Source organism: Bacteroides salyersiae WAL 10018 = DSM 18765 = JCM 12988, from assembly GCF_000381365.1.
In the GTDB taxonomy this organism is placed as follows: Bacteria; Bacteroidota; Bacteroidia; order Bacteroidales; family Bacteroidaceae; genus Bacteroides; species Bacteroides salyersiae.
The window spans coordinates 3059336-3080894 of record NZ_KB905466.1; the positions used below are offsets into that span (position 1 = coordinate 3059336).

Sequence of the window (21559 nt, forward strand, 5' to 3'; positions counted from 1 at the left end):
TATAAAACAAACAAGTCGTCTGCTTCCTGTATCCGGGAGGCAGACGGACCTGTTTAATAAATGAGTGACAATATTATCTGGTAACTTTGAACGTTTGTCCGTTCACGTTAGCCATGTAAATACCCTTTGCAAGTTTACGCAAATCAATCGTATCGCTTTGTGTAATAGATTGGATGCGCATACCTTGTAAATTATAAATATGTATGGTAGCATTATCGGTGAGTCCTACCACCTTGTAGATACCATTACCCGAAGCTTGTAATTTGAGAGAACTCCCCGGGGAGGCCGTATTGGCAATACCGGTCCCATGATTGGTTAAGAAGTCATAAGCTCCCGGAGCAGTTTCACCGTTAACCTCTTCCTGACTACGTTTCGAACCGGTTTGGTCTACTGTAACATCAATCTCAAACGGTAGATATCTGCCTTCATCTTTTAGCGTTTTGATGTACTCTCCGAGTTCGAAGCCATAAAGGGCATAAACCCCGAGCTGATCGAGAATTCCATTATCCACAGGTTTCAATGTCTTGGTAAATCCACCATTCTCTCCGGCTGCTGTTGTACCGAATATCTTTGAATAAGTATTCGGGTTGTTGCCATCCATATGATCATTGTTCCAGTTGATAGCAATAGTAGGAGATTCCATGACCGAGCCGAATGTGCCCAGTATGCTGCCGCCATAAGAATTTAGATAAGCGCTGGAAAGTGTTTTCTCCGTACCGGTAAGAACGATGGCAGCTTTGGCTACCGCACCGTCATCATCGCGTCCCACGATGATCGAATTGCAGATATTCACCGCCGGATCACAGGCAATGCGTATTTGCGACCCCAACCATGAACCGGGGTTAGTGACAGTACCGGTTTCCGTATCTTCGGTATATAGCTCCGAAGGGTCGGCAGAACAGGTATTACCGGCAATGGTACAGTTAATAATATGTACCGCGCGTACATCGTCATCAAAAGAACTGCCATTGGCACAAACTCCTGCACCTTCATAAAAAGCCTTGTTGTCGACGATGGTAGAATTTATGATCCACATATTCTCTCCCGAAGACTGGGCGATGGCACCACCATAACGGGATTCTACTTCATTATTACCGAAGTAGCAACGTTCGATTACGCCATTCGCTTTCTTCGAACTACGGGTGGTACAGCGGAATCCGGCTCCGGTCTTGTGCGCTTTGTTGTTGTATACATTGCAGTCTTTTATATGATAAAGTCCGCCATAGATGTGGATACCGGCGCCGATTCCGTCTCCTGCACCTTCGCCTTTGCTTACATTATTATATATATTGCAATACTGGAGCTCGATGGCCCCCTGTGTGCAATAAACGGCTCCGCTTGCATTAGTCGAACCTTCGGGAGAGTATGAACAGGTGAAATCGATACCTATCAGCCGGCAGATATGGGCCAAGTTCTCGGCATCATCGTTCCTTGCCTGGCGCACATGGATTAAGTTGCGGAGGTCGCCTGCGCTCGGCCCCCCGTTTTCATCGAGGTCGCCGGAGAATATCGTGGGTGTGTCCGATGGATAGGCAGGCCATTCGGTAACCGCGCCTTTGCTCTGATCGCATCCTCCTACAAAAACATAACCACGGTAAATACGCCCGGCGTCGGCACCGGGACTGGTAGCATTGTAATAGGTACCGCCTGCAAGAAAGAATACGTCTCCGGTTTTATATTTGGATACCTCGTCGTTTTTTGCAGCAGAGGCATCATTCTCGAAAACGTCGTACATGGTAATCGCTTTTTCCCAAGATGAACCGTCGTTACCTGTGGAGCGTAAACCCGGTACGACATAGTATTCGGCCGAAAAAACGGTTGTAGGAATCAAAATTCCCATTGCGTAGAGTAAGAAATGTTTTAGTTTCATAATTCTCATAGATTTGTTAATAATGTATTGATAAAATCACTTGGAACTTTTAGTACCTGTTTAAATTTTGTTCAGTATTATTTTAAGAGGAAAGTTTAAACAGGCTCTTATACTTTTGAGGGAGTCCCCAAGGCAGCTTTTTAAGGTTGTAAAGACCTTATGTAGTCTTCATAAATCCGGTGATAGGTGGCAACGAGATCCGTAAACCCATTGACCTCCTTTGCCCTTATTTCGTAGAGGAACGGGCCGGTATAGCCGGCACGGTCAAGCGCCTGAAGAATAAGGGTCCAATTGTTTTTGCCACGTCCCGGGAGCTGATGGCACTCTTTCTCTCCGTCTCCGTCGGCAATATGGACACTCTTTATGCGAGAGCCGAGTGCTGCGATCAGCCGTTCGGGATTTTTAATGTGATTCATGTCGATGGCAGCATAAACATCAGCTGGCATTAAATCCATGATTTCAACCATCTCCTCGACCGTACGGCCCAGCGGGCGTTCTACTCCGGGGCTGCGAAGCAACTTATACCCGAGAAGATTTTCCAGTACGATAATGGCTCCTGTCTCCTTTACATCTTTATTCAGGGAGGTGATGGTTTTTACCAACTGGCTCATGCGTTGCTTGCGTTCGTTGAGGCCCAACCGCCAGCTTGGATGAAACAGTATAACTTCCGGCTCCAATACACCGACAACATCAATATAGCCACGGTAGGCATTTTCCGAATGCGAACGGATCGTTTCGTCAACGTGCGACGGGTCACAGTCGGCCCCATAAGGCATATGTATCGACCAGATGTTGATTCCGGCACTGTCGGCATCGTGTTTTACCCGGCGGAACTTCTCTTTTAATTCGGCATTTGGAATAGGATGATCTCCATTGACCAAGCCGGTGAGAGAAATCTCTATGTCGGAGATACCTGCAGACCGCGCTTCTTTCAGATTTTCATAGGTCAGTCCCTCTAAACCGCCGAAAACGCTTATGGTTGTTCCTATACGCAACTTCTGCGGAGTGCGTACTTCATCTCCATTCATGGTATCCATGCAAAAACCGCTTATGGAAACCATCAAGACAGATATCCATGCATAGATTGATTTTCTTTTTAACATACTGTTTACTTGTAATTTAAAACTTAGTAATAGCTTATTTGTGAGTAACGATTAAAAATCAAGTCCATCGTCCCAGCCGGTGTTCTGTGTAATCATGCCTTTGGTAAGTGTGCGTTCGTTACTCGGGACCGGATAGAGATAATCGCGGTCCTCATTGAAAGCCCTCATCAATTGTCCGTGAGCCAGGATATAGCCGGTCTCTCCTTCTGAAAGGAATATATCCTGATTTATTTTCAATGGAGTTACTCCCGGAGCAGGAATACGGCGGTCCAGATAAACCACAAAGTCGATTTTTCCATTACCATCCATGTCATAACGGCCTTCACCGGGTACATAAGGACCATAAAATGGCTGGGCCAGAAGCTGACCTTCACGCCATCGGCATAGATCGGAAAAACGGATACCTTCACTTACCATCTCTATCGAACGTTCCCGGCGGATCTCAAGAATAACTCCTTTATTGGAGCCACTGTCTACATTCTTATATCCATAAAGTTCAGATGTAAGGAACGGGTCGGGATTAGCATTTGCAGCCGATTTATTCAGATGAGGCATCCCTACGCGATCCCGGATTAAATTGACTGAGTGATCGAGATCGTCTTGTGTCAATGTCCCTAATTCGGCTTTGGCTTCGGCGTAATTGAGATATACTTCGGCCATACGGTAAATAGGCACATCTATTGTAGAGGCATTGATATAATTGGGTCCCGAAATATACTTCAGCATCGGATATCCTGTCACGGTATTGGCAAAATTGAAAGTTCCTTCTGTACCATCGACGTATTGGGCATTTTGTGTCAGTACTGTCTGTGCAAGACGGGGATCGCGCTCTTTTGTCTCTTCAGTAAATGGCATCGTTGCCCATCCCTCTCTATCGGTGAAGCGGCTGCCGTCTTGCATTAAATAAGAGAAAACGAGTGCTTTGGTATAACCGGCCATACCTTTGGACGGCATCAGTGCATAGGCATCGACTGCATGTGCGAAATTACCCCCATAACAACGTGCAAGGATCACTTCCTGTGCAATGGCGTTTTCTGAAGTAAAGAGCGAATAATAGGGATTTTTCCCTGTCGAGTAGATAGAATACTTTTTATCATTCATAATATCAAGTGACGCATTGACGCATTCCTGCAAGATAGCTTCATAAGGTAAGTTGTTTTTATTAAATGTGTGGCCGGCATGGTATTTACGGAAAGTACCTTCAAAAAGACACGCACGCGATTTTAACGCAAGGGCTGCATAACGCGAAACTTTGTAAATAGAGGATGATGCCGGAAGATTTTCTGCCGCCTTATCACAGTCTTCTATAATATGATTTATGATGACGTCGCGACTGTCGCGCGGCTTGGCCAGAAGTTCATCTTGGTCTGATGCCAATACTTGGTCATACCATGGCACTTCGCCAAAGCGTTTCAGCTTTTCAAAGTAAAAGTAAGCGCGCCAGAAATAAGCAACACCATCGTAGCGTTTGCGGGCGGTTGCATCTTCGCAACGGTGGGAGTTCTGAAGATAATAATTGATATATCTCAGATAAGACCATGACCATCCTCCACCGGAGGAAGGAACAGTGCGTGTCAGCCCTACTACGACATCGCTTTGAGACAGACCGTCGACAATTAGGTTGGATGGTTCGTCATACAGATTGACTGCGGTGGGTTCCATGAGGTAAAACTGGTTGGTATAAAGTTCCAACTCTGACTCTGTATGAAAAAAAGTGTCGGGACTGATGGAATCCTTAGGAAACTCATTAAGGTCACACGATGCAAAGCCTGTTAATAAGGCGGCGGATATGAATATATGTTTTATAGTACGCATAGCTGGTTTGTTTTTTTAGAATGTAATATCGATGCCAAATGAGAATACCTTGCTGAAATTGTATACTTCACCGGAGTTCTCAATGTAAGATGAAGATGAAACTGCCGCTTCGGGGTCGATGTATTTACAGTATTTTTTCATCGGCGACCAGTAAGCAAGATTCTCTCCGGTAAAATAAATGCGTATCTGCTGAAGATATTTTTTTAATACCGGAAGGGTATAACCTACTGTCAGATTCTTAAGCCGCAGATAGGCCACGTTCTGAATATACCGGTCATTAGGCGATGTCAGAGTATAGTGGGAATTGGTATTATCGGAGTATGCTTCATAACCGCGAGGGAATGGAAAGTATGCATCCAGATTATCTTCACTCCATACCTGATCTACCAATTGCTGGCTTAAGAATGTATTGTGCGGACGACAATAGGGACCCCAGAAAAGATTGGCCTGGCCGGAGCTGGGATACCAGTTGCGTTTGCCTACACCTTGAAACAGGATAGAAAAATCAATACCGTTCCACGAAAAATCACCACCGAATGTATAAGAGTATCTTGGAAGTGAATTACCGATGATTACCCGGTCTCCCGGATCTTCGACAGTGTTTTTCCCGATGGAAATTTTATTGTCGCCGTTGAGATCCAAGAATTTCGGATCACCTGCATGAAGTCCCTTACGGGTGGCAGTAGCATCGATGCGTTTGGTAAAGTAGGAACAGTCCACTTTTTGGGTATATTCTGCCGCTTCTTCATCCGTACGGAAAAGACCATCGATTTTGTATCCCCAGATATCTCCGAGTTTTTCGCCTACATAGTGTTCCGAAATTAGTCGGGTATCATTGTCGAACCGGGTGACTTTGGTCTGGTAATCGCCAAGGCCGGCACGTAATGAGTAAGAGAATGGCCGGTTAAGCAGGGTCGTTCTGTCACGCCAGACGAAACTGAGTTCCCAACCTTTGGTGCGCATATCGGCAGCATTGGTGCGCGGTTCGCTTGCACCGTAAACTCCGGGGAGCGATGCACCCGGCATCATCATGTCGGTAGTGTTGCGTACGTAATAATCGCCGCTGAATGTCAGCCTGTTGTTTAGGAAAGCAAGGTCGACTCCCCAGTCATACGTCGTTACTTTTTCCCATGTTAAATCATTGGCTACAGGGGCGTCTTCACGAGCGTATGTCAGTTTATCCGTACCGTTGAATGTAAAATCTCCATTGGTGAGATTGGTATTGATCTTTTGAACAAACAGATAGTCAGATACCTGTTGGTTGCCAAGGCTGCCGATAGAAAAACGTATTTTGGCATTGTTCCACCATTGTCGCATAGGTTCCCAGAAATTTTCCTGACTGATACGCCATCCTACAGAACCTGAAGGGAAGTATCCCCAACGGTTGTGACTCCAGAAGCGCGACGATCCGTCGGCACGGCCGGAGGCTTCGAACAGGTATTTGCCATCGTAGTCATAATTGATACGTCCGAAGACACCGAGTGTCTTATATTTCGATTGTCCGCCACTGACGGCATAAGTCGATCCGGCTGATAAGTTGAAGTCATTCAGGTCTTCCGAAAGATTTCCATCAACCGATATTGCATTCTTGCGGTAGTAACGGGTGTCATATTGCATACCACCTACAATCTTGAAGTTATGTACTTTATTCCAAGTGTGTGAATAATCGGCAAATGCTTCAAATGTCTGTTTATAGAGTGACTGGTTAGTTTCTTGAAGGTCGTTACGGAACTTGCTGGTGGTTTCCCATGAAATCACGCCTTCATGTGAAGAATATGGTGCATTATTATAGCGATACTGTCCGAATTCATGAGAAAAACGATAGGCATGACTTAAATGTAGGGTTAGCCCTTTAACGATATCTAATTCAAGGTTGTTTTTAATCGTCGCTTCATTTACTACCTCTTCGTTGGACGTTTTTCCATAAGTAAGCATCAGATTCATGTCACCGAGTACACCGGCTCCTTGATTTACTATTTCAGTGCTGTGTACGATAGTTCCATTAGGATTTCTGGGGACAAATAACGGAGAACCTCCCATGGTTACGTTACGAAATGTCGTTTGCTGGTTTTTCATTCCCGGCCACCACATTTTACCATAAAAATAGTTCAGGTTGGTACTAAAGCGGGCCCATTTTGTAATGTTGATATCCAGTTTTCCGCGAATGCTGTAATTGTCATAAGGGTCATTCTGCTGGTTCATAACCCCTTGGGTATTGTAATAGCGGCCGCTGACGTAGTATTTCACCCTGTCATTTCCCCCTCTTATCGATACATTATGCTCATGTTGCATGCGGGTACGTTTGTAAATGTAATCGTACCAATCGAAATTTCCGTAATACTTGTATGTTCCGTCTTCTTCGGTTACTACCCATGGGCGGGCGGGATTTTCCGTCTTATCGCCGCGACGCATCTCGAGTTCGTTCCAGTCGTCCTCATCATATTTAAGGTAGTTTATCCCTTTATTCGAATAATAGAAAAAGCGGTCGACTACTTTGGCCCAGTCGTAACCACTGGTTATGTAGTCGGTACTCGTGGTGTTTTTTAATAAACCGAAACGGCCGTTATAAGTAACCTTTACGTTCGAATCACTGCCGGTTTTAGTAGTAACCAATACTACGCCGGCTGAGGCCTTTGCACCGTATACCGAAGCTGCTGCAGCATCTTTTAATATGGAAACCGATTCTATATCGTTAGGGTTGAGTCTGTTTAGTTCCATTTCTACACCGTCGACAAGAATGAGCGGGGTTCCTCCGTTTAAGGATGCGGCACCGCGAATATCTATTTCATAACCCGAATCGGCCCTACCGGTATTAATACCGATGTTTAGTGATGGATCCAGGCCTTGCAGGGCTTGTGCAGCCGAAGAGACAGGACGCCCGTTGATCTCTTCATTTCCGATAACTCCGACAGCTCCTGTCAGGTTTACCTTTTTCTGGCTGCCGAATCCGACTACTACTACTTCATTGAGTATAGTCGAATTTTCAGTCATGGTAATATTCAAAACGGTCGAGCTACCTACTTTTATCGAAATATCGGAAAAACCTACATAAGAAAATTTGAGTGTTTGTCCCGGAATCGCTTCAATGGAATAATCACCGTTTACATTGGTGATTACGCCTTTGCCCGATTCGGGATTTTGGACGGTAACACCGATCAGTGGTTCTTTATCTGCACCGTTTATCACTCTCCCGGTAATCAGGCGTGGCCTTTGTGTCGCAGGTGTATTCCCGGTAGGTTGTTTCCGACTTTGGATGACAATACTTTTGTTGGTTACCGTATAGGTGACATTTTGCCCCGTAAATATATGGCTGAGTATTGTACTTATGGATTCATTTTTAGCTGAGACTGAAACTTTACGATTCATATCCACCTCATTCGATTCTACTGTTACGGAAAATCCATATTGCTGTTGCAGTTTCAATACAGCTTCGCGTACAGTCACATTCTTTACTTGAAAATCAATACCTGTAGCAAGTGCCTTACCGGGAAGCAGTACACTGATAACCAGCGTGAGCACTATGAAAGTGTTTCTCATAATTGATTGATTTAAATGATAGCTGTTGTACATGTTATAAGATTTAATTATAATTGATTGATCGGAATTGATTCATTGACATTGTTTTCATTTGTCATAGCAGGGGTGTTTTTTAGTATTTCATAAAATGCTTCATCCTATCTATATTATTGGACTTAGTTTTCTATGAGTCGTCGTCCCATCGTTTCCGGGTGGATGAGGGAACTTGGTCTTTCATTGTATTGGATGGTAGTTTTCTTATCATAAAAGAAACTGATATAGATGGTTTTACTTAAAGAACTCGTGATAGGAAGAGATTACGTAACGGGGAGTTGTTTTTTTGTTTCAATTCAGTATCTCTTACGTGAATTGGTTGTGAAATGCATGTTTTTATGGATAGATAAATTGTGATATTTTATCCACAAATGTATTTGAGTGACATTAATGGCGTTGTATGTTGTAACGGTTTTCCGGTATGTAAAAATAAAACAATATATGATCTTCTATTTTTTCTTTCTATTTAGTGTGTAGATGGTTAAAATAATAATATATTTGCGGTGGTTTTTATATCTTAAAAAAAACAAAGAAGCGTAAAGCTGTTATTCATAGTTGAAGAATAGGCTTAACAGCCCTCATGCTTTTTTTATCTATTAACCGCCGTTGATGGGGGCAGACGGAATAAACAATTACATACAATGACAAACAGTATAAGGTATGGCATTTTTTTGCCTTTCTTTCTTTTGTTCAGTTTCTTTTCCCAACATCAGATTTTTGCCCAAGGCAAAATAGAAGTTGTTTCTTTTCAACGTATGGAGACTGACATCACCGCTCGTGTCACCGCTCCCAAACGTGACCAGAATGGCGAGCTCTGTGCTTTGATCCGTATCGTTACCACAGTTAAAGATTTGATGTTCGAACCTGACGCCTTAGGTATCACTGCCCGTGAGAATAAACCCGGCGAGATCTGGCTTTATGTTCCCCGTGGTGCCCGTCGCATTTCTATCATGCATGATCAATATGGTGTTTTGCGCAACTACTTCTACCCTGATATAATCGATAAAAGCACTGTTTATGAGATGGAGGTCCGTGTGAATGACGGTACTTCCCAAGCTCCTGTGGATACGAATACGCAACTGTTGGTGATGCGTCCCGAGCCTGCTGATGCTACCGTTTATATCGATGATGAAAAAGTTCCTACCGAGAAAGGCCTTTTTACTGCCACGATGAAGAAGGGTAGCCACACTTATCGTGTTGAATCTCCTATGTATGCTCCCGAAGCCGGTGTAATCGATCTTGGCAGTGAACAAAAGATTATGAGCGTTACCTTGAAACCTAAGTTCGGCTATCTGGAAGTCTTCTCTTTGCCCGAACAGGATGCCAATGTCTATATTGACGGCATGTTGGCGGGACAGACCCCTTACAAGAGTGACCGTATGCCTATCCGTGATTACCGTATACGCATTGAAAAGGATCTTTTCTTTCCCATTGATACCTTGGTCAGCATCTCTTCCGGTGAGACGAATAGCCAGACTTTTACCATGATTTCCACCATCAAGCCCAAAGAGCCACGTCGTATGCTGGTTATGGCTGAGGTTGGTTATCATTCTTCTCAAGTTTCTTATGGTGGTATGATCGGTTTTGTCCGTAAGAACGGTGCCTATGTGAAATTCCGGAGTGATTTCGGTTCTGCTTCTGCCGATCTTGAATGCGACGACAGTGGTGCTCTGACTTCCGGTGGTGAAGGTACTCCTTATTATAAAGAAGGATTCAGCCAGAAATCCCGCTTGTCTGTGACGGCCGGTTATTTGCGTCAGCTTTGGAAGCCTGTTTATGTGTATGCCGGTGGTGGCTATGGTAGCCGTACACTGGCATGGGAAACGGTCGAGGGTGAATTGGTGAAGAATACGGATCATTCTGCATCCGGTGTTGCTGCCGAGCTGGGTGTCATCGGTCGTTTAGGGAAGTTTGCCCTTTCGGTCGGTTTTCATACCGTTAATTTTAAGCACCATGAGGTTGCTGTAGGTATTGGTATAATGTTTTAATTATTTGCAATGAAAATGAAAAGAATCGGATATCTTCTTATATTATGTAGCCTGTTTTTTGTGATGTCGGGCTGTGAAAAGGATACGGAGCCTGTAAATTTTGCTCCTAAATTAACAACGGGTAAGGTTGACGGTATCTTCCGTACAGGTGCTACGCTGTTTGGTGAAATGGTAAAACCCGAGGGGGTAGTTGTGAAAGAATACGGTATTCTTTATTCCACTCTTCAGAGTATGGCGGAATATGAGACAAAGACAGCCGATAATGACAATAATGGTAAATTCAGTGCCCAGTTAGTCGATTTGGAGGCTGGTAAGACTTATTATTATTGTGCTTATGCCAGCAGTGGATATAGCATTGCCCGTGGTGAGGTGAAGAGTTTTGTTACGGTTGCCAGTGAAGTTCCCGTTTTCAGTACTTTACAGATCAAAGATGTGGATGAGAAAAGCTTTGTGGTGAATACTTCTATCCTTGACGAGGGTGGCAGTAATATTGTCATGAAGGGTTTCTGTTGGAAGGAAGTGAGTGGTGATTCCGATGATCCCGAGGTAATCGATGAATCGAAGAATCTGGATCTTTCTGCCGAATATCAATGGCGTGTGAACGATTTGAAGCCCGGTCGTAAGTATGCAGTTCGTGCATTTGCAGTCAATAGTAATGGCCTGGGGTATGGAACCACTACGTATCTGACAACTAATGCTACAGATCTTCCGGTTGTATCTTCTTGTACTCCCAGTGATTCGACCTCTACCTCTATCACTATGTTAGCCCGTATTTTGGGTAATGCTTCTACTGTGACTGAGAAAGGATTTTGTTATAGTTCGACTAAAGAATTGCCGGAGGTTACCGATATGCGTGTCATTTCCAATATACCGGATACGGTGATATACGAAACTGTCAGTGGATTGGTTCCCGGAAATACCTATTATATCCGTGCTTATGCTACCGGTTCCCAAGGAACGGGTTATGGTGATGTATTTTCGTATACGATTCCCGGAGGAAATGTGGGGCAGGGCATTAATTCTGCAGAAGATTTGATGGCTTTTCGGGATGCGTGTAATGCGGGAGCTGATTTATCAAATTGGAAAGATGCATCAGGTGTTGTGAATATTAATGCGGATATAGATATGGCGGGTAAGGTGAGTTGGCAGCCGATCAATAGATTTGACTATGTTTTGGAAGGAAATGGGCATACCATATCAAATTTGAAAATCTATTATTCGGAATTGCAGGAAAAACCGGCAGCCAGTACCGGATGGATAGTACTTGGTTTTATCAATCAAAATTATGGGGTTATACGTAATCTGACGATGGGAGAAGGATGTGAACTTAAAATGACTCCGGATGATAGTCCGATAAATATAGCTGAATCAGTAATTACTTTTGGCATGTTTTGTGGAGCTTTGTGGGACAATGCTTCTATTTCCAACTGCAAAAATTATGCTTATGTGAAGGCTTGTTCGGGAGCCGGGATAGTAGGTATGATGTATGGAGGCATGGTAGAGAAATGTATCAATTATGGAAATATTGTGGCTGTTGGTACAGAGGTTATAGCAGAAGAATATGTGGATAATTCTACGTCAGGAATTGCATATGGCTGTGTGAAGTCGTTGAATCAAATTCGCGGCCGCATTGTTGATTGTCAAAACAATGGGGTAATAAAAGGCGGCTATAGGGCAGCCGGTATCTGTTCGCGGCACGAAGAAGGTGGAGACATAGTCGGTTGCATAAATTATGCGAAAGTAACTTCTGATGAATGGGCCGCCGGAGGTATTTGTTCTGAGGTCGGAATGGGAAATGCCACTCTTGAATCCTGTGTGAATATGGGAGAAGTGTCTTCTACGAATATTGCCGGTGGTATTGTGGGAGTAGCGGATATTTATAATCTGACTTTCTCTTTATCTCGTTGTAGACATGAAGGACAGGTAAATTCGACGGATATAGCAGGTGGAGTATGTGGATTGGTAAAGAAGACAGATGGAATACTATCGATGGATAGTAACACAAATTCTGGTACTGTTAATGGAGTCGCTGGTTCTGAAACCAATATCATTGGAAAAGATGAACGTATCTCTTTATAATAAATCTGATATTTGGGAATAGCTCCCTTTGGTGAGCAGATAAAGGGAGATGTATATGTTGTCAACGAGGTTTCTCCTCCTCCTTTGGAATTTGAATAGTATATACCGGGGCAGTAATACTATCCCCTTTTGGGAGGGGAAGAAGACTGTCATAACGGATTAGTCTTCCTCAGTTACACCTCTTTTCTTTGTAGAATCTTCCTTTTAGTATTTGAAGAAATACTGGAAGGGAGATTTTTTCTACTTAATCTTTTGATACAACGCTTTTTGCATTTCTTAATTTGTTTTCTTGTGATAGGGTGTCCCGGATATCACGTCTCTGTTTTTGAACATTGTTGATAGTTCTCTTGGGATATAATCTTCTGCTTGTCGAAATATATATTTCTTACGTACAAAGAAATGTATTTTTATATATCAAACAACTTCAATAACATGTCTTGGGAAATGTCTAAGAAATGTTTTTCTTATAGACATAATTAAACTAAAGTGTGAACTTTTTATTTTGCTTCTTTTTTTCTTTACGGAATGTGCGTGTTTTTATTTTTAGTTTTATAATGCTTGTCGTATTTTATAAATATTCAGTTGGTCCCTCACCGAGAAAAGCGTCGTTTCTCTACGAGGGGCGGACTGTTTCTCTACGAAGAACGGCTTGTTCCTCGTAGAGGAAAATAATGAATTATTTAATGTATTGATATATAGAGGTTTGTCTAATATTGAAAATGTCTTTTATTTTTAATGTTTAAATTGTACTTTTATTTCTTTCTTTATTATTTTCTTTTGTCTGAAATATTAACATTTGTGCTCTTGCTTATTTAAGATACTCGCGGAAGAATTGTTCTATCTTGTCGAATGGGATCACTTCCAGATTATCATACAGATCTACATGACTCGCATCGGGAATGATCTGTAGTTCTTTGTTACTCCCTTTCAATTTTTTGAAAGCATCTTCGCTGAAATAACGTGAATGGGCCTTTTCGCCGTGAAGCATCAATACCGCACTGCGAATTTCATCACTATATGATAGTAGAGGCATATTGATGAATGAAAGTGAGGATGTTTTGTTCCAGCCATTGTTTGAGTTGAGTGAACGTTTGTGGAAACCACGTGATGTTTTGTAATAGGCATGGTAATCTTTTATGAATTGGGGCGCATCATCAGGCAATGGATCTACAACGCCACCTGCCAGGGCATATGTACCGCTACGATAGTCCTCTGTGCGTTGGGCATTGAGCTGCTTGCGGAGTTCATAACGGGCGTTGGCATCCACTGTGTCAAAATAGCCCTTGGCATTTACACGTCCCATGTCGTACATCGTTACTGTTGCCGTTGCTTTGATACGGGTGTCGATGGCGGCTGCATTGAGTGCTATACCGCCCCAACCACAGATGCCAAGGATGCCGATACGTTCTGTATCCACGTCATTACGGGTAGAAAGGTAATCGACTGCTGCACAGAAATCCTCTGTATTGATATCCGGAGAAGCTACATAACGGGGTTCTCCACTGCTTTCTCCTGTGTATGACGGATCGAAAGCAATTGTTAGGAATCCGCGTTCTGCCAGTGTTTGTGCGTACAAGCCTGAAGCCTGTTCCTTTACTGCGCCAAAAGGGCCGCTAATGGCAATGGCAGGTAATTTCTCCGTAGTATTTTTAGGAATATAAAGGTCGGCAGCCAGTGTAATGCCGTATCGGTTATGGAAAGTTATTTTGGTATGGTTCACTTTATCGCTCTGAGGGAACGTCTTGTCCCATTCTTGAGTCAGGTTTAATTTCTCTTCCATGATCTTATTGTTGTTGGTATGATTGTCTGTTGCAAACAGATGCCCTGCGATGCAAAGGCACATTGCCGTTATTGTGCATACGTTTTTTAATCGGTTATTCATCTTATTTTAGTATTTTGCCATCTGAAAAAGCGTTACCTACTTTTTCGCCTACTTTCAGATAGTCATTGTTGAACGGATCGAAAATGATGGGAACTACTTTGGAAGCATCTACTTTGCCGTTTTCGCCGAGTACACGTTCATCTACGCTCACATTTACTATCTCGCCGCGCAGAATACTGGTTTCGGGATTGTAGTCTTTCAGTCTGCATTCCATTGCTACGGATAATTCGTCAATTAACGGAGCATCCACAAACTCCGAACGGGTAGCGTGGAAACCGGCACGTGCAAATTTATCTGCTACTTTATTGCCGGAAACAATGCCTACATAATCGCAGGCTACGACTTGTCCGGCTTCTGCCATACTTACTGTAAACGCTTTGCGTTTTAGGATATTTGCAGTTGTCTTGTGTCCTTTGCTGACACAAATACTGATTTCATTCATTTCGCTGATACCACCCCAAGCTGCATTCATCGCATTGGGGATATGGTTTTCATCGTAAGCAGCGATGATAAATACCGGCTGCGGATAGGTAAAGGGCTTTGCCCCGAAATTCTTTCTCATAATGATTTATTTTTTATCCATTGTTTGACATCTTCCAAGCTTGCGTTATTCAGTAGTTTACCTTTCTGCCATTTTATGGTGGGATAAGTTTTCTGCAACTCTTTTTCGGCGTTGGAGATACTACTACCGCCCGATGTGGCGAACGGAATAATTGTTTTACCTGTAAGATCACAACTTTCTATAAAAGTGTTAATGATTCTCGGAGCCAGATCCCACCAAATGGGAAAACCGATATAAACAGTATTGTAATCTGCTAAATTCTTCGGTTTAGAACTTAAAGCAGGACGCGATTTTATATCTGCCATCTCTACACTGCTGCGTGAGGATTTGTTGTGCCAGTTCAGGTCGGCAGCAACATACTCTTTCACAGGCTGTATTTCGTAGAGCGTTCCGCTTGTGGCTTCGGCAATCAGTTTGCCTGCTTTTTCCGTCGTTCCCGTTGCCGAGAAATAAACAACCAAAGTTTTGTTACTTTGTTCTTGTGCATTTACGGTAATACATAACATGATGATTGCCGTCATAATCAATACAATTCTTCTCATACGGTATATTATTTAGTTTAAATATCTCGAATTTTGAGGTGTTTTCTCTTTGTTCATGTTCTGTGCATTTAATGAAATTCTTGTATGGAGCAACGATATAGATATTGTCGCTACTATAATTATGCTTTGGATCGTCATTCTCGATTTGGTTTTATTGTGATGATGCAAAATTACGGAGTATTATCCATCATACCGGTATATAAATTACAGATTATATAACCCGAATTACTGATATAGAGAAAGATAAAGATGATTTGCAAGTTTTTTAGCATAAGTCGAGCTTTATTATCTTCTACGATTTTTATGTTTACTGGTTCATTAAGGGAATTAAAGAAGCATAAGATACTTTATATTGGTGTCTGTAATTTGTGTTGCTGTTATTACTTCATTTTTCAATGAAAAATACAATATTATGGAGAGTCCCTTATAAAACCGGAATCCCGTAGTTTTCTATTGGTATTAAATTGCGGACAGTACTGTTGGATCGTCCCTCTTTCCTTCTGATATGTTTTTCTCTTTTGTTCCCTCTTTTTCCCATACCTAATTTTCAGTTTTCTTTCTTTCCTTCTTAGCGTCTTTGTTTTTTTAACCTTCCCTTTTACCTGTCTTTCCCCTTGATTTTAATAGTGTACTCTTTTATCCAATCAAAGTCTATACTTTAATCTGGTAATAGTCTATACTTTATTCTTTTATAACTCTATACTTTTGTCTGCCCTGCATCGGTCTTTTGCTATTTCTTTAATAATCAGCGTTTTATCCTTTTTCCTTTTTCTTCTTCCTTAATAATATCTTCCTTGTTTTTTTGATAACCTCGCCTTTTCTTTTCTTCTTTTCTTTTCCCCTTTTCTCTGCTTTCCCTTTTTTTTCTTCTTCTCTTTCTATTTTCCCCTTTCCCTTTTTCAATACTTTCTGCTTATATATATAATAAGGTGTCATTCTTTTCCCGTCTTTTTTTCTTTTTCCCCTTTCTTTCCTTTTTCTCTTCTTTCACATATTTCAAAATCAGCCTGTTATAAAAAACGTTTCATTTTTTTTGAAAAAAAAGTATCATATATTTTGTTCGTATTGTAAAATGCCCTACTTTTGCACCCGCTTTGCAAGAGAAGCAAGGCTGAATGATTGACATGGTGAGGGTGATTGGCAGTATGGAAACTTCCAGTTTTTTCTTTTTCCTTTCGCTTCAGAAGTGACCGGAAAAAAGAAAAATAAAAAAAAACTTCCGAAAACATTTGGAAGTAATGCCTGAAAGTTTCTATCTTTGCATCCGCTTTCCGAAAAGAAAAGCATTCAAAAAATAGTTCTTTGAAATATTGATAAACAATACAAGTAGTACGATTCTGTCTTATTAAGTTATGACAGATTAAAATTTAGAACCGTCAATACTTATAGTATAGGTATTAGAATGACGTCAATAGATTTACGGTATCCTGAACAGAGCAATATACTGCCGCGTTTTAATTGTTGATTCATTAATGATTGATTCGTGCAGTCACAATACTTTTACAATGAAGAGTTTGATCCTGGCTCAGGATGAACGCTAGCTACAGGCTTAACACATGCAAGTCGAGGGGCATCAGGGTGTAGCAATACACCGCTGGCGACCGGCGCACGGGTGAGTAACACGTATCCAACCTGCCCTTTACTCGGGGATAGCCTTTCGAAAGAAAGATTAATACCCGATGGTATAACATGACCTCCTGGTTTTGTTATTAAAGAATTTCGGTAGAGGATGGGGATGCGTTCCATTAGGCAGTTGGCGGGGTAACGGCCCACCAAACCTTCGATGGATAGGGGTTCTGAGAGGAAGGTCCCCCACATTGGAACTGAGACACGGTCCAAACTCCTACGGGAGGCAGCAGTGAGGAATATTGGTCAATGGGCGAGAGCCTGAACCAGCCAAGTAGCGTGAAGGATGACCGCCCTATGGGTTGTAAACTTCTTTTATATGGGAATAAAGGGTGCCACGTGTGGCATTTTGTATGTACCATATGAATAAGGATCGGCTAACTCCGTGCCAGCAGCCGCGGTAATACGGAGGATCCGAGCGTTATCCGGATTTATTGGGTTTAAAGGGAGCGTAGGTGGACATGTAAGTCAGTTGTGAAAGTTTGCGGCTCAACCGTAAAATTGCAGTTGATACTGCGTGTCTTGAGTACAGTAGAGGTGGGCGGAATTCGTGGTGTAGCGGTGAAATGCTTAGATATCACGAAGAACTCCGATTGCGAAGGCAGCTCACTGGACTGCAACTGACACTGATGCTCGAAAGTGTGGGTATCAAACAGGATTAGATACCCTGGTAGTCCACACAGTAAACGATGAATACTCGCTGTTTGCGATATACAGTAAGCGGCCAAGCGAAAGCATTAAGTATTCCACCTGGGGAGTACGCCGGCAACGGTGAAACTCAAAGGAATTGACGGGGGCCCGCACAAGCGGAGGAACATGTGGTTTAATTCGATGATACGCGAGGAACCTTACCCGGGCTTAAATTGCAAATGAATATGCCGGAAACGGCATAGCCGCAAGGCATTTGTGAAGGTGCTGCATGGTTGTCGTCAGCTCGTGCCGTGAGGTGTCGGCTTAAGTGCCATAACGAGCGCAACCCTTATCTTCAGTTACTAACAGGTTATGCTGAGGACTCTGGAGAGACTGCCGTCGTAAGATGTGAGGAAGGTGGGGATGACGTCAAATCAGCACGGCCCTTACGTCCGGGGCTACACACGTGTTACAATGGGGGGTACAGAAGGCCGCTACACAGCGATGTGATGCCAATCCCTAAAGCCCCTCTCAGTTCGGATCGAAGTCTGCAACCCGACTTCGTGAAGCTGGATTCGCTAGTAATCGCGCATCAGCCACGGCGCGGTGAATACGTTCCCGGGCCTTGTACACACCGCCCGTCAAGCCATGGGAGCCGGGGGTACCTGAAGTACGTAACCGCAAGGAGCGTCCTAGGGTAAAACTGGTGACTGGGGCTAAGTCGTAACAAGGTAGCCGTACCGGAAGGTGCGGCTGGAACACCTCCTTTCTGGAGCGATGCCGTAAAGGGCGTCCATTTCCGGTTCTGAATGTACTACTGGTACTTGTTTATTTATAGCATATAGATCGACCGTCTATATTATATTATAGATAGAGATAAACAAGAGAAAGAAGAAGCCGAGCCGCATGGCGAGGTTGAACTAGTCCTATAGCTCAGTTGGTTAGAGCGCTACACTGATAATGTAGAGGTCGGCAGTTCAACTCTGCCTGGGACTACTTCCGCAAGTCGACGCCTGGTGGATTGCGAGCCTGAAATTACACTTTCAACTCTCAACTTCCAACTTTCAACTTGTACGAAGGGGGATTAGCTCAGCTGGCTAGAGCATCTGCCTTGCACGCAGAGGGTCAACGGTTCGAATCCGTTATTCTCCACTCCGCTTCGGATTGCCGGTTGTCAAAGGACGACTGACAGTTTAGGGCAAACGATCTTTGACATGATGTACAAAAAGTAAATTTTAGTAAAGAGCTAAAAGTATATATCAAACCGTAGTGTTTCGATTTTGGATTCCTGATTATTAATTTTTAAATTCTTAATTATTGATTTCAAATCGATCCGGTGATATAAAGAAAGTAAGAAAGGGCGCATGGCGGATGCCTTGGCTCTCGGAGGCGATGAAGGACGTGATAAGCTGCGATAAGCTGCGGGTAGGTGCAAATAACCTTTGATCCGCGGATTTCCGAATGGGACAACCCAACCGGTTGAAGACCGGTTATCTATCCAATGATAGAGGCTAACGCAGGGAACTGAAACATCTTAGTACCTGCAGGAAAAGAAAATAAACAATGATTCCCCTAGTAGTGGCGAGCGAACGGGGATTAGCCCAAACCATGGATGTCACGGCATCCATGGGGTTGTAGGACCACGATGTCGCACGACATCTGACGAGTAGAACGATCTGGAAAGTTCGACCATAGACGGTGATAGTCCGGTACACGAAGTCAGACGAAGCGTAGTGGTATCCTGAGTAGCGCGGAGCACGAGGAATTCTGCGTGAACCAGCCGGGACCATCCGGTAAGGCTAAATACTCCCGAGAGACCGATAGCGAACCAGTACTGTGAAGGAAAGGTGAAAAGCACTTCGAATAGAAGAGTGAAATAGTCCCTGAAACCGTGCGCCTACAAGCGGTCGGAGCTGTTTTAAACAGTGACGGCGTGCCTTTTGCATAATGAACCTACGAGTTACTTTTACTGGCAAGGTTAAGCATCTTGAGATGTGTATCCGAAGCGAAAGCGAGTCTGAACAGGGCGTATAGTCAGTAGGAGTAGACGCGAAACCAAGTGATCTACCCTTGGGCAGGTTGAAGGTTAGGTAACACTAACTGGAGGACCGAACCGATAAGCGTTGAAAAGCTTCCGGATGACCTGAGGGTGGGGGTGAAAGGCTAATCAAACTTGGAGATAGCTCGTACTCCCCGAAATGCATTTAGGTGCAGCCTTGTGAGTTACTAATGTGAGGTAGAGCGACTGATAAGATGCGAGGGCTTCGCCGCCTATCAAGTCTTGATAAACTCCGAATGCGCATTAGTCCTATCACAGGAGTGAGGGCATGGGTGCTAAGGTCCATGTCCGAAAGGAGAAGAATCCAGACCATCAGCTAAGGTCCCCAAATAAATGCTAAGTTGAACTAACGAAGTCAGATTGCTAAGACAGCTAGGATGTTGGCTTGGAAGCAGCCATTCATTTAAAGAGTGCGTAACAGCTCACTAGTCGAGGAGTTTGGCGTGGATAATAATCGGGCATCAAGCATTTTACCGAAGCTATGGGATACGTAAGTATCGGTAGGGGAGCATTCCACTCGGCGTCGAAGGTGAAGCGCGAGCTTTGCTGGAGCGTGTGGAAAAGCAAATGTAGGTATAAGTAACGATAAAGGGGGTGGGAAACCCCCTCGCCGAAAGACTAAGGTTTCCTGATCAACGCTAATCGGATCAGGGTTAGTCGGGTCCTAAGGCTCAGCCGAACGGTGATGCCGATGGCAGAACAGGTTAATATTCCTGTACTACCTTAAGGAGTGACGTGGAGACGGAGTCGTGACAGCGCCGCGGACTGACGGAATAGTCCGTTGAAGGGTGTAGATGTTGATTGCGGCAGGCAAATCCACCGCAAGAGTCGAACCTGATAGTATGGAGCGTTCTTCTGAACAATCCAATAGTGCGTGTAAGCATACTCCCAAGAAAATCCGCTAAACTTAATCCTTGAGGTACCCGTACCGTAAACGGACACACGTAGTCGGGTTGAATATACTAAGGCGCTTGAGTGATTCACGGTTAAGGAACTAGGCAAATTGACCCTGTAACTTCGGGATAAAGGGTCCCTGCTGAGAGGTAGGGCGCAGAGAATAGGTCCAGGCAACTGTTTAACAAAAACACAGGGCTGTGCAAAATTGAAAGATCACGTATACAGCCTGACACCTGCCCGGTGCTGGAAGGTTAAGAGGAGATGTCATCGCAAGAGAAGCATTGAATTGAAGCCCCAGTAAACGGCGGCCGTAACTATAACGGTCCTAAGGTAGCGAAATTCCTTGTCGGGTAAGTTCCGACCTGCACGAATGGTGTAATGATCTGGACACTGTCTCAACCGTGAGCTCAGTGAAATTGTAGTATCGGTGAAGATGCCGATTACCCGCGATGGGACGAAAAGACCCCGTGAACCTTTACTATAGCTTAACATTGAATTTGGGTAATTGATGTGTAGGATAGGCCGGAGACTTTGAAGCGGGTACGCCAGTATCTGTGGAGTCGCTGTTGAAATACGGCCCTTTGATTATTTGAGTTCTAACTCGTTGTTACGAGGACACTGTTTGGTGGGTAGTTTGACTGGGGTGGTCGCCTCCAAAAGTGTAACGGAGGCTTCTAAAGGTGCCCTCAGGACGATTGGTAACCGTCCGCAGAGTGTAATGGCATAAGGGCGCTTGACTGGGAGACTCACAAGTCGATCAGGTAGGAAACTAGAGCATAGTGATCCGGTGTTTCCGCATGGAAGGGACATCGCTCAAAGGATAAAAGGTACTCCGGGGATAACAGGCTGATCCCTCCCAAGAGCTCATATCGACGGAGGGGTTTGGCACCTCGATGTCGGCTCGTCACATCCTGGGGCTGGAGAAGGTCCCAAGGG

At 43.8% G+C, this 21559-nt stretch carries 10 protein-coding genes, 2 tRNA genes and 2 rRNA genes; 6 read left to right on the forward strand and 8 right to left on the reverse strand.

Annotation, left to right across the window (positions count from 1 at the left end):
• Nucleotides 1-73: 73 nt before the first annotated feature.
• The 4 genes from HMPREF1532_RS11325 to HMPREF1532_RS11340 form a co-directional block, all read right to left on the reverse strand.
• Nucleotides 74-1870, reverse strand: a complete 1797-nt coding sequence (locus HMPREF1532_RS11325; RefSeq protein ID WP_005929148.1) for a T9SS type A sorting domain-containing protein — start codon at nucleotides 1868-1870, stop codon at nucleotides 74-76.
• Between the two features lie 140 nt (nucleotides 1871-2010).
• Nucleotides 2011-2973, reverse strand: coding sequence for a sugar phosphate isomerase/epimerase family protein (locus tag HMPREF1532_RS11330; protein ID WP_005929151.1), 963 nt, complete (start codon nucleotides 2971-2973; stop codon nucleotides 2011-2013).
• A gap of 51 nt (nucleotides 2974-3024) precedes the next feature.
• The gene (locus HMPREF1532_RS11335) at nucleotides 3025-4788 is read right to left on the reverse strand and encodes a RagB/SusD family nutrient uptake outer membrane protein (protein ID WP_005929154.1); all 1764 of its coding nucleotides are present in this window, start codon (nucleotides 4786-4788) and stop codon (nucleotides 3025-3027) included.
• Between the two features lie 15 nt (nucleotides 4789-4803).
• Nucleotides 4804-8325: a TonB-dependent receptor gene (locus HMPREF1532_RS11340; RefSeq protein ID WP_005929156.1), complete on the reverse strand. Its 3522-nt coding sequence runs from the start codon at nucleotides 8323-8325 to the stop codon at nucleotides 4804-4806.
• Between the two features lie 674 nt (nucleotides 8326-8999).
• On the opposite strand from HMPREF1532_RS11340, the gene HMPREF1532_RS11345 reads away from it, so the two are divergent.
• Nucleotides 9000-10346: a PEGA domain-containing protein gene (locus HMPREF1532_RS11345; RefSeq protein ID WP_005929160.1), complete on the forward strand. Its 1347-nt coding sequence runs from the start codon at nucleotides 9000-9002 to the stop codon at nucleotides 10344-10346.
• 15 nt (nucleotides 10347-10361) lie between these two features.
• A complete protein-coding gene (locus HMPREF1532_RS11350) occupies nucleotides 10362-12425 on the forward strand; it encodes a fibronectin type III domain-containing protein (RefSeq protein ID WP_005929162.1) in 2064 nt (687 codons plus the stop codon).
• Nucleotides 12426-13233: 808 nt separating this feature from the next.
• Here HMPREF1532_RS11350 and HMPREF1532_RS11355 read toward each other — a convergent pair.
• The 4 genes from HMPREF1532_RS11355 to HMPREF1532_RS11370 all read right to left on the reverse strand — a co-directional run bounded on the left by HMPREF1532_RS11355 (nucleotide 13234) and on the right by HMPREF1532_RS11370 (nucleotide 16347).
• Nucleotides 13234-14307 carry an alpha/beta hydrolase gene (locus HMPREF1532_RS11355; RefSeq protein WP_172680711.1) on the reverse strand — a complete coding sequence of 358 codons (1074 nt, stop codon included), beginning with the start codon at nucleotides 14305-14307 and terminating at the stop codon, nucleotides 13234-13236.
• A 1-nt stretch (nucleotide 14308) separates the two neighbouring features.
• The gene (locus HMPREF1532_RS11360; protein WP_005929168.1) at nucleotides 14309-14869 is read right to left on the reverse strand and encodes a flavin reductase family protein; all 561 of its coding nucleotides are present in this window, start codon (nucleotides 14867-14869) and stop codon (nucleotides 14309-14311) included.
• Nucleotides 14866-15411: a flavodoxin gene (locus HMPREF1532_RS11365; protein ID WP_005929170.1), complete on the reverse strand. Its 546-nt coding sequence runs from the start codon at nucleotides 15409-15411 to the stop codon at nucleotides 14866-14868. The genes HMPREF1532_RS11360 and HMPREF1532_RS11365 overlap by 4 nt, the downstream gene beginning before the upstream one ends.
• A gap of 753 nt (nucleotides 15412-16164) precedes the next feature.
• Nucleotides 16165-16347 carry a hypothetical protein gene (locus HMPREF1532_RS11370; RefSeq protein WP_005929179.1) on the reverse strand — a complete coding sequence of 61 codons (183 nt, stop codon included), beginning with the start codon at nucleotides 16345-16347 and terminating at the stop codon, nucleotides 16165-16167.
• A 566-nt stretch (nucleotides 16348-16913) separates the two neighbouring features.
• Here HMPREF1532_RS11370 and HMPREF1532_RS11380 point away from each other — a divergent pair.
• From HMPREF1532_RS11380 to HMPREF1532_RS11395, 4 genes are all read left to right on the forward strand, one after another.
• Nucleotides 16914-18436: ribosomal RNA gene (locus tag HMPREF1532_RS11380) — 16S ribosomal RNA — on the forward strand.
• A 153-nt stretch (nucleotides 18437-18589) separates the two neighbouring features.
• Nucleotides 18590-18663: transfer RNA gene (locus HMPREF1532_RS11385), tRNA-Ile, on the forward strand.
• Nucleotides 18664-18745: 82 nt separating this feature from the next.
• Nucleotides 18746-18819, forward strand: a tRNA-Ala gene (locus HMPREF1532_RS11390).
• A gap of 192 nt (nucleotides 18820-19011) precedes the next feature.
• Nucleotides 19012-21559 (forward strand): 23S ribosomal RNA (locus HMPREF1532_RS11395); the annotation flags it as partial.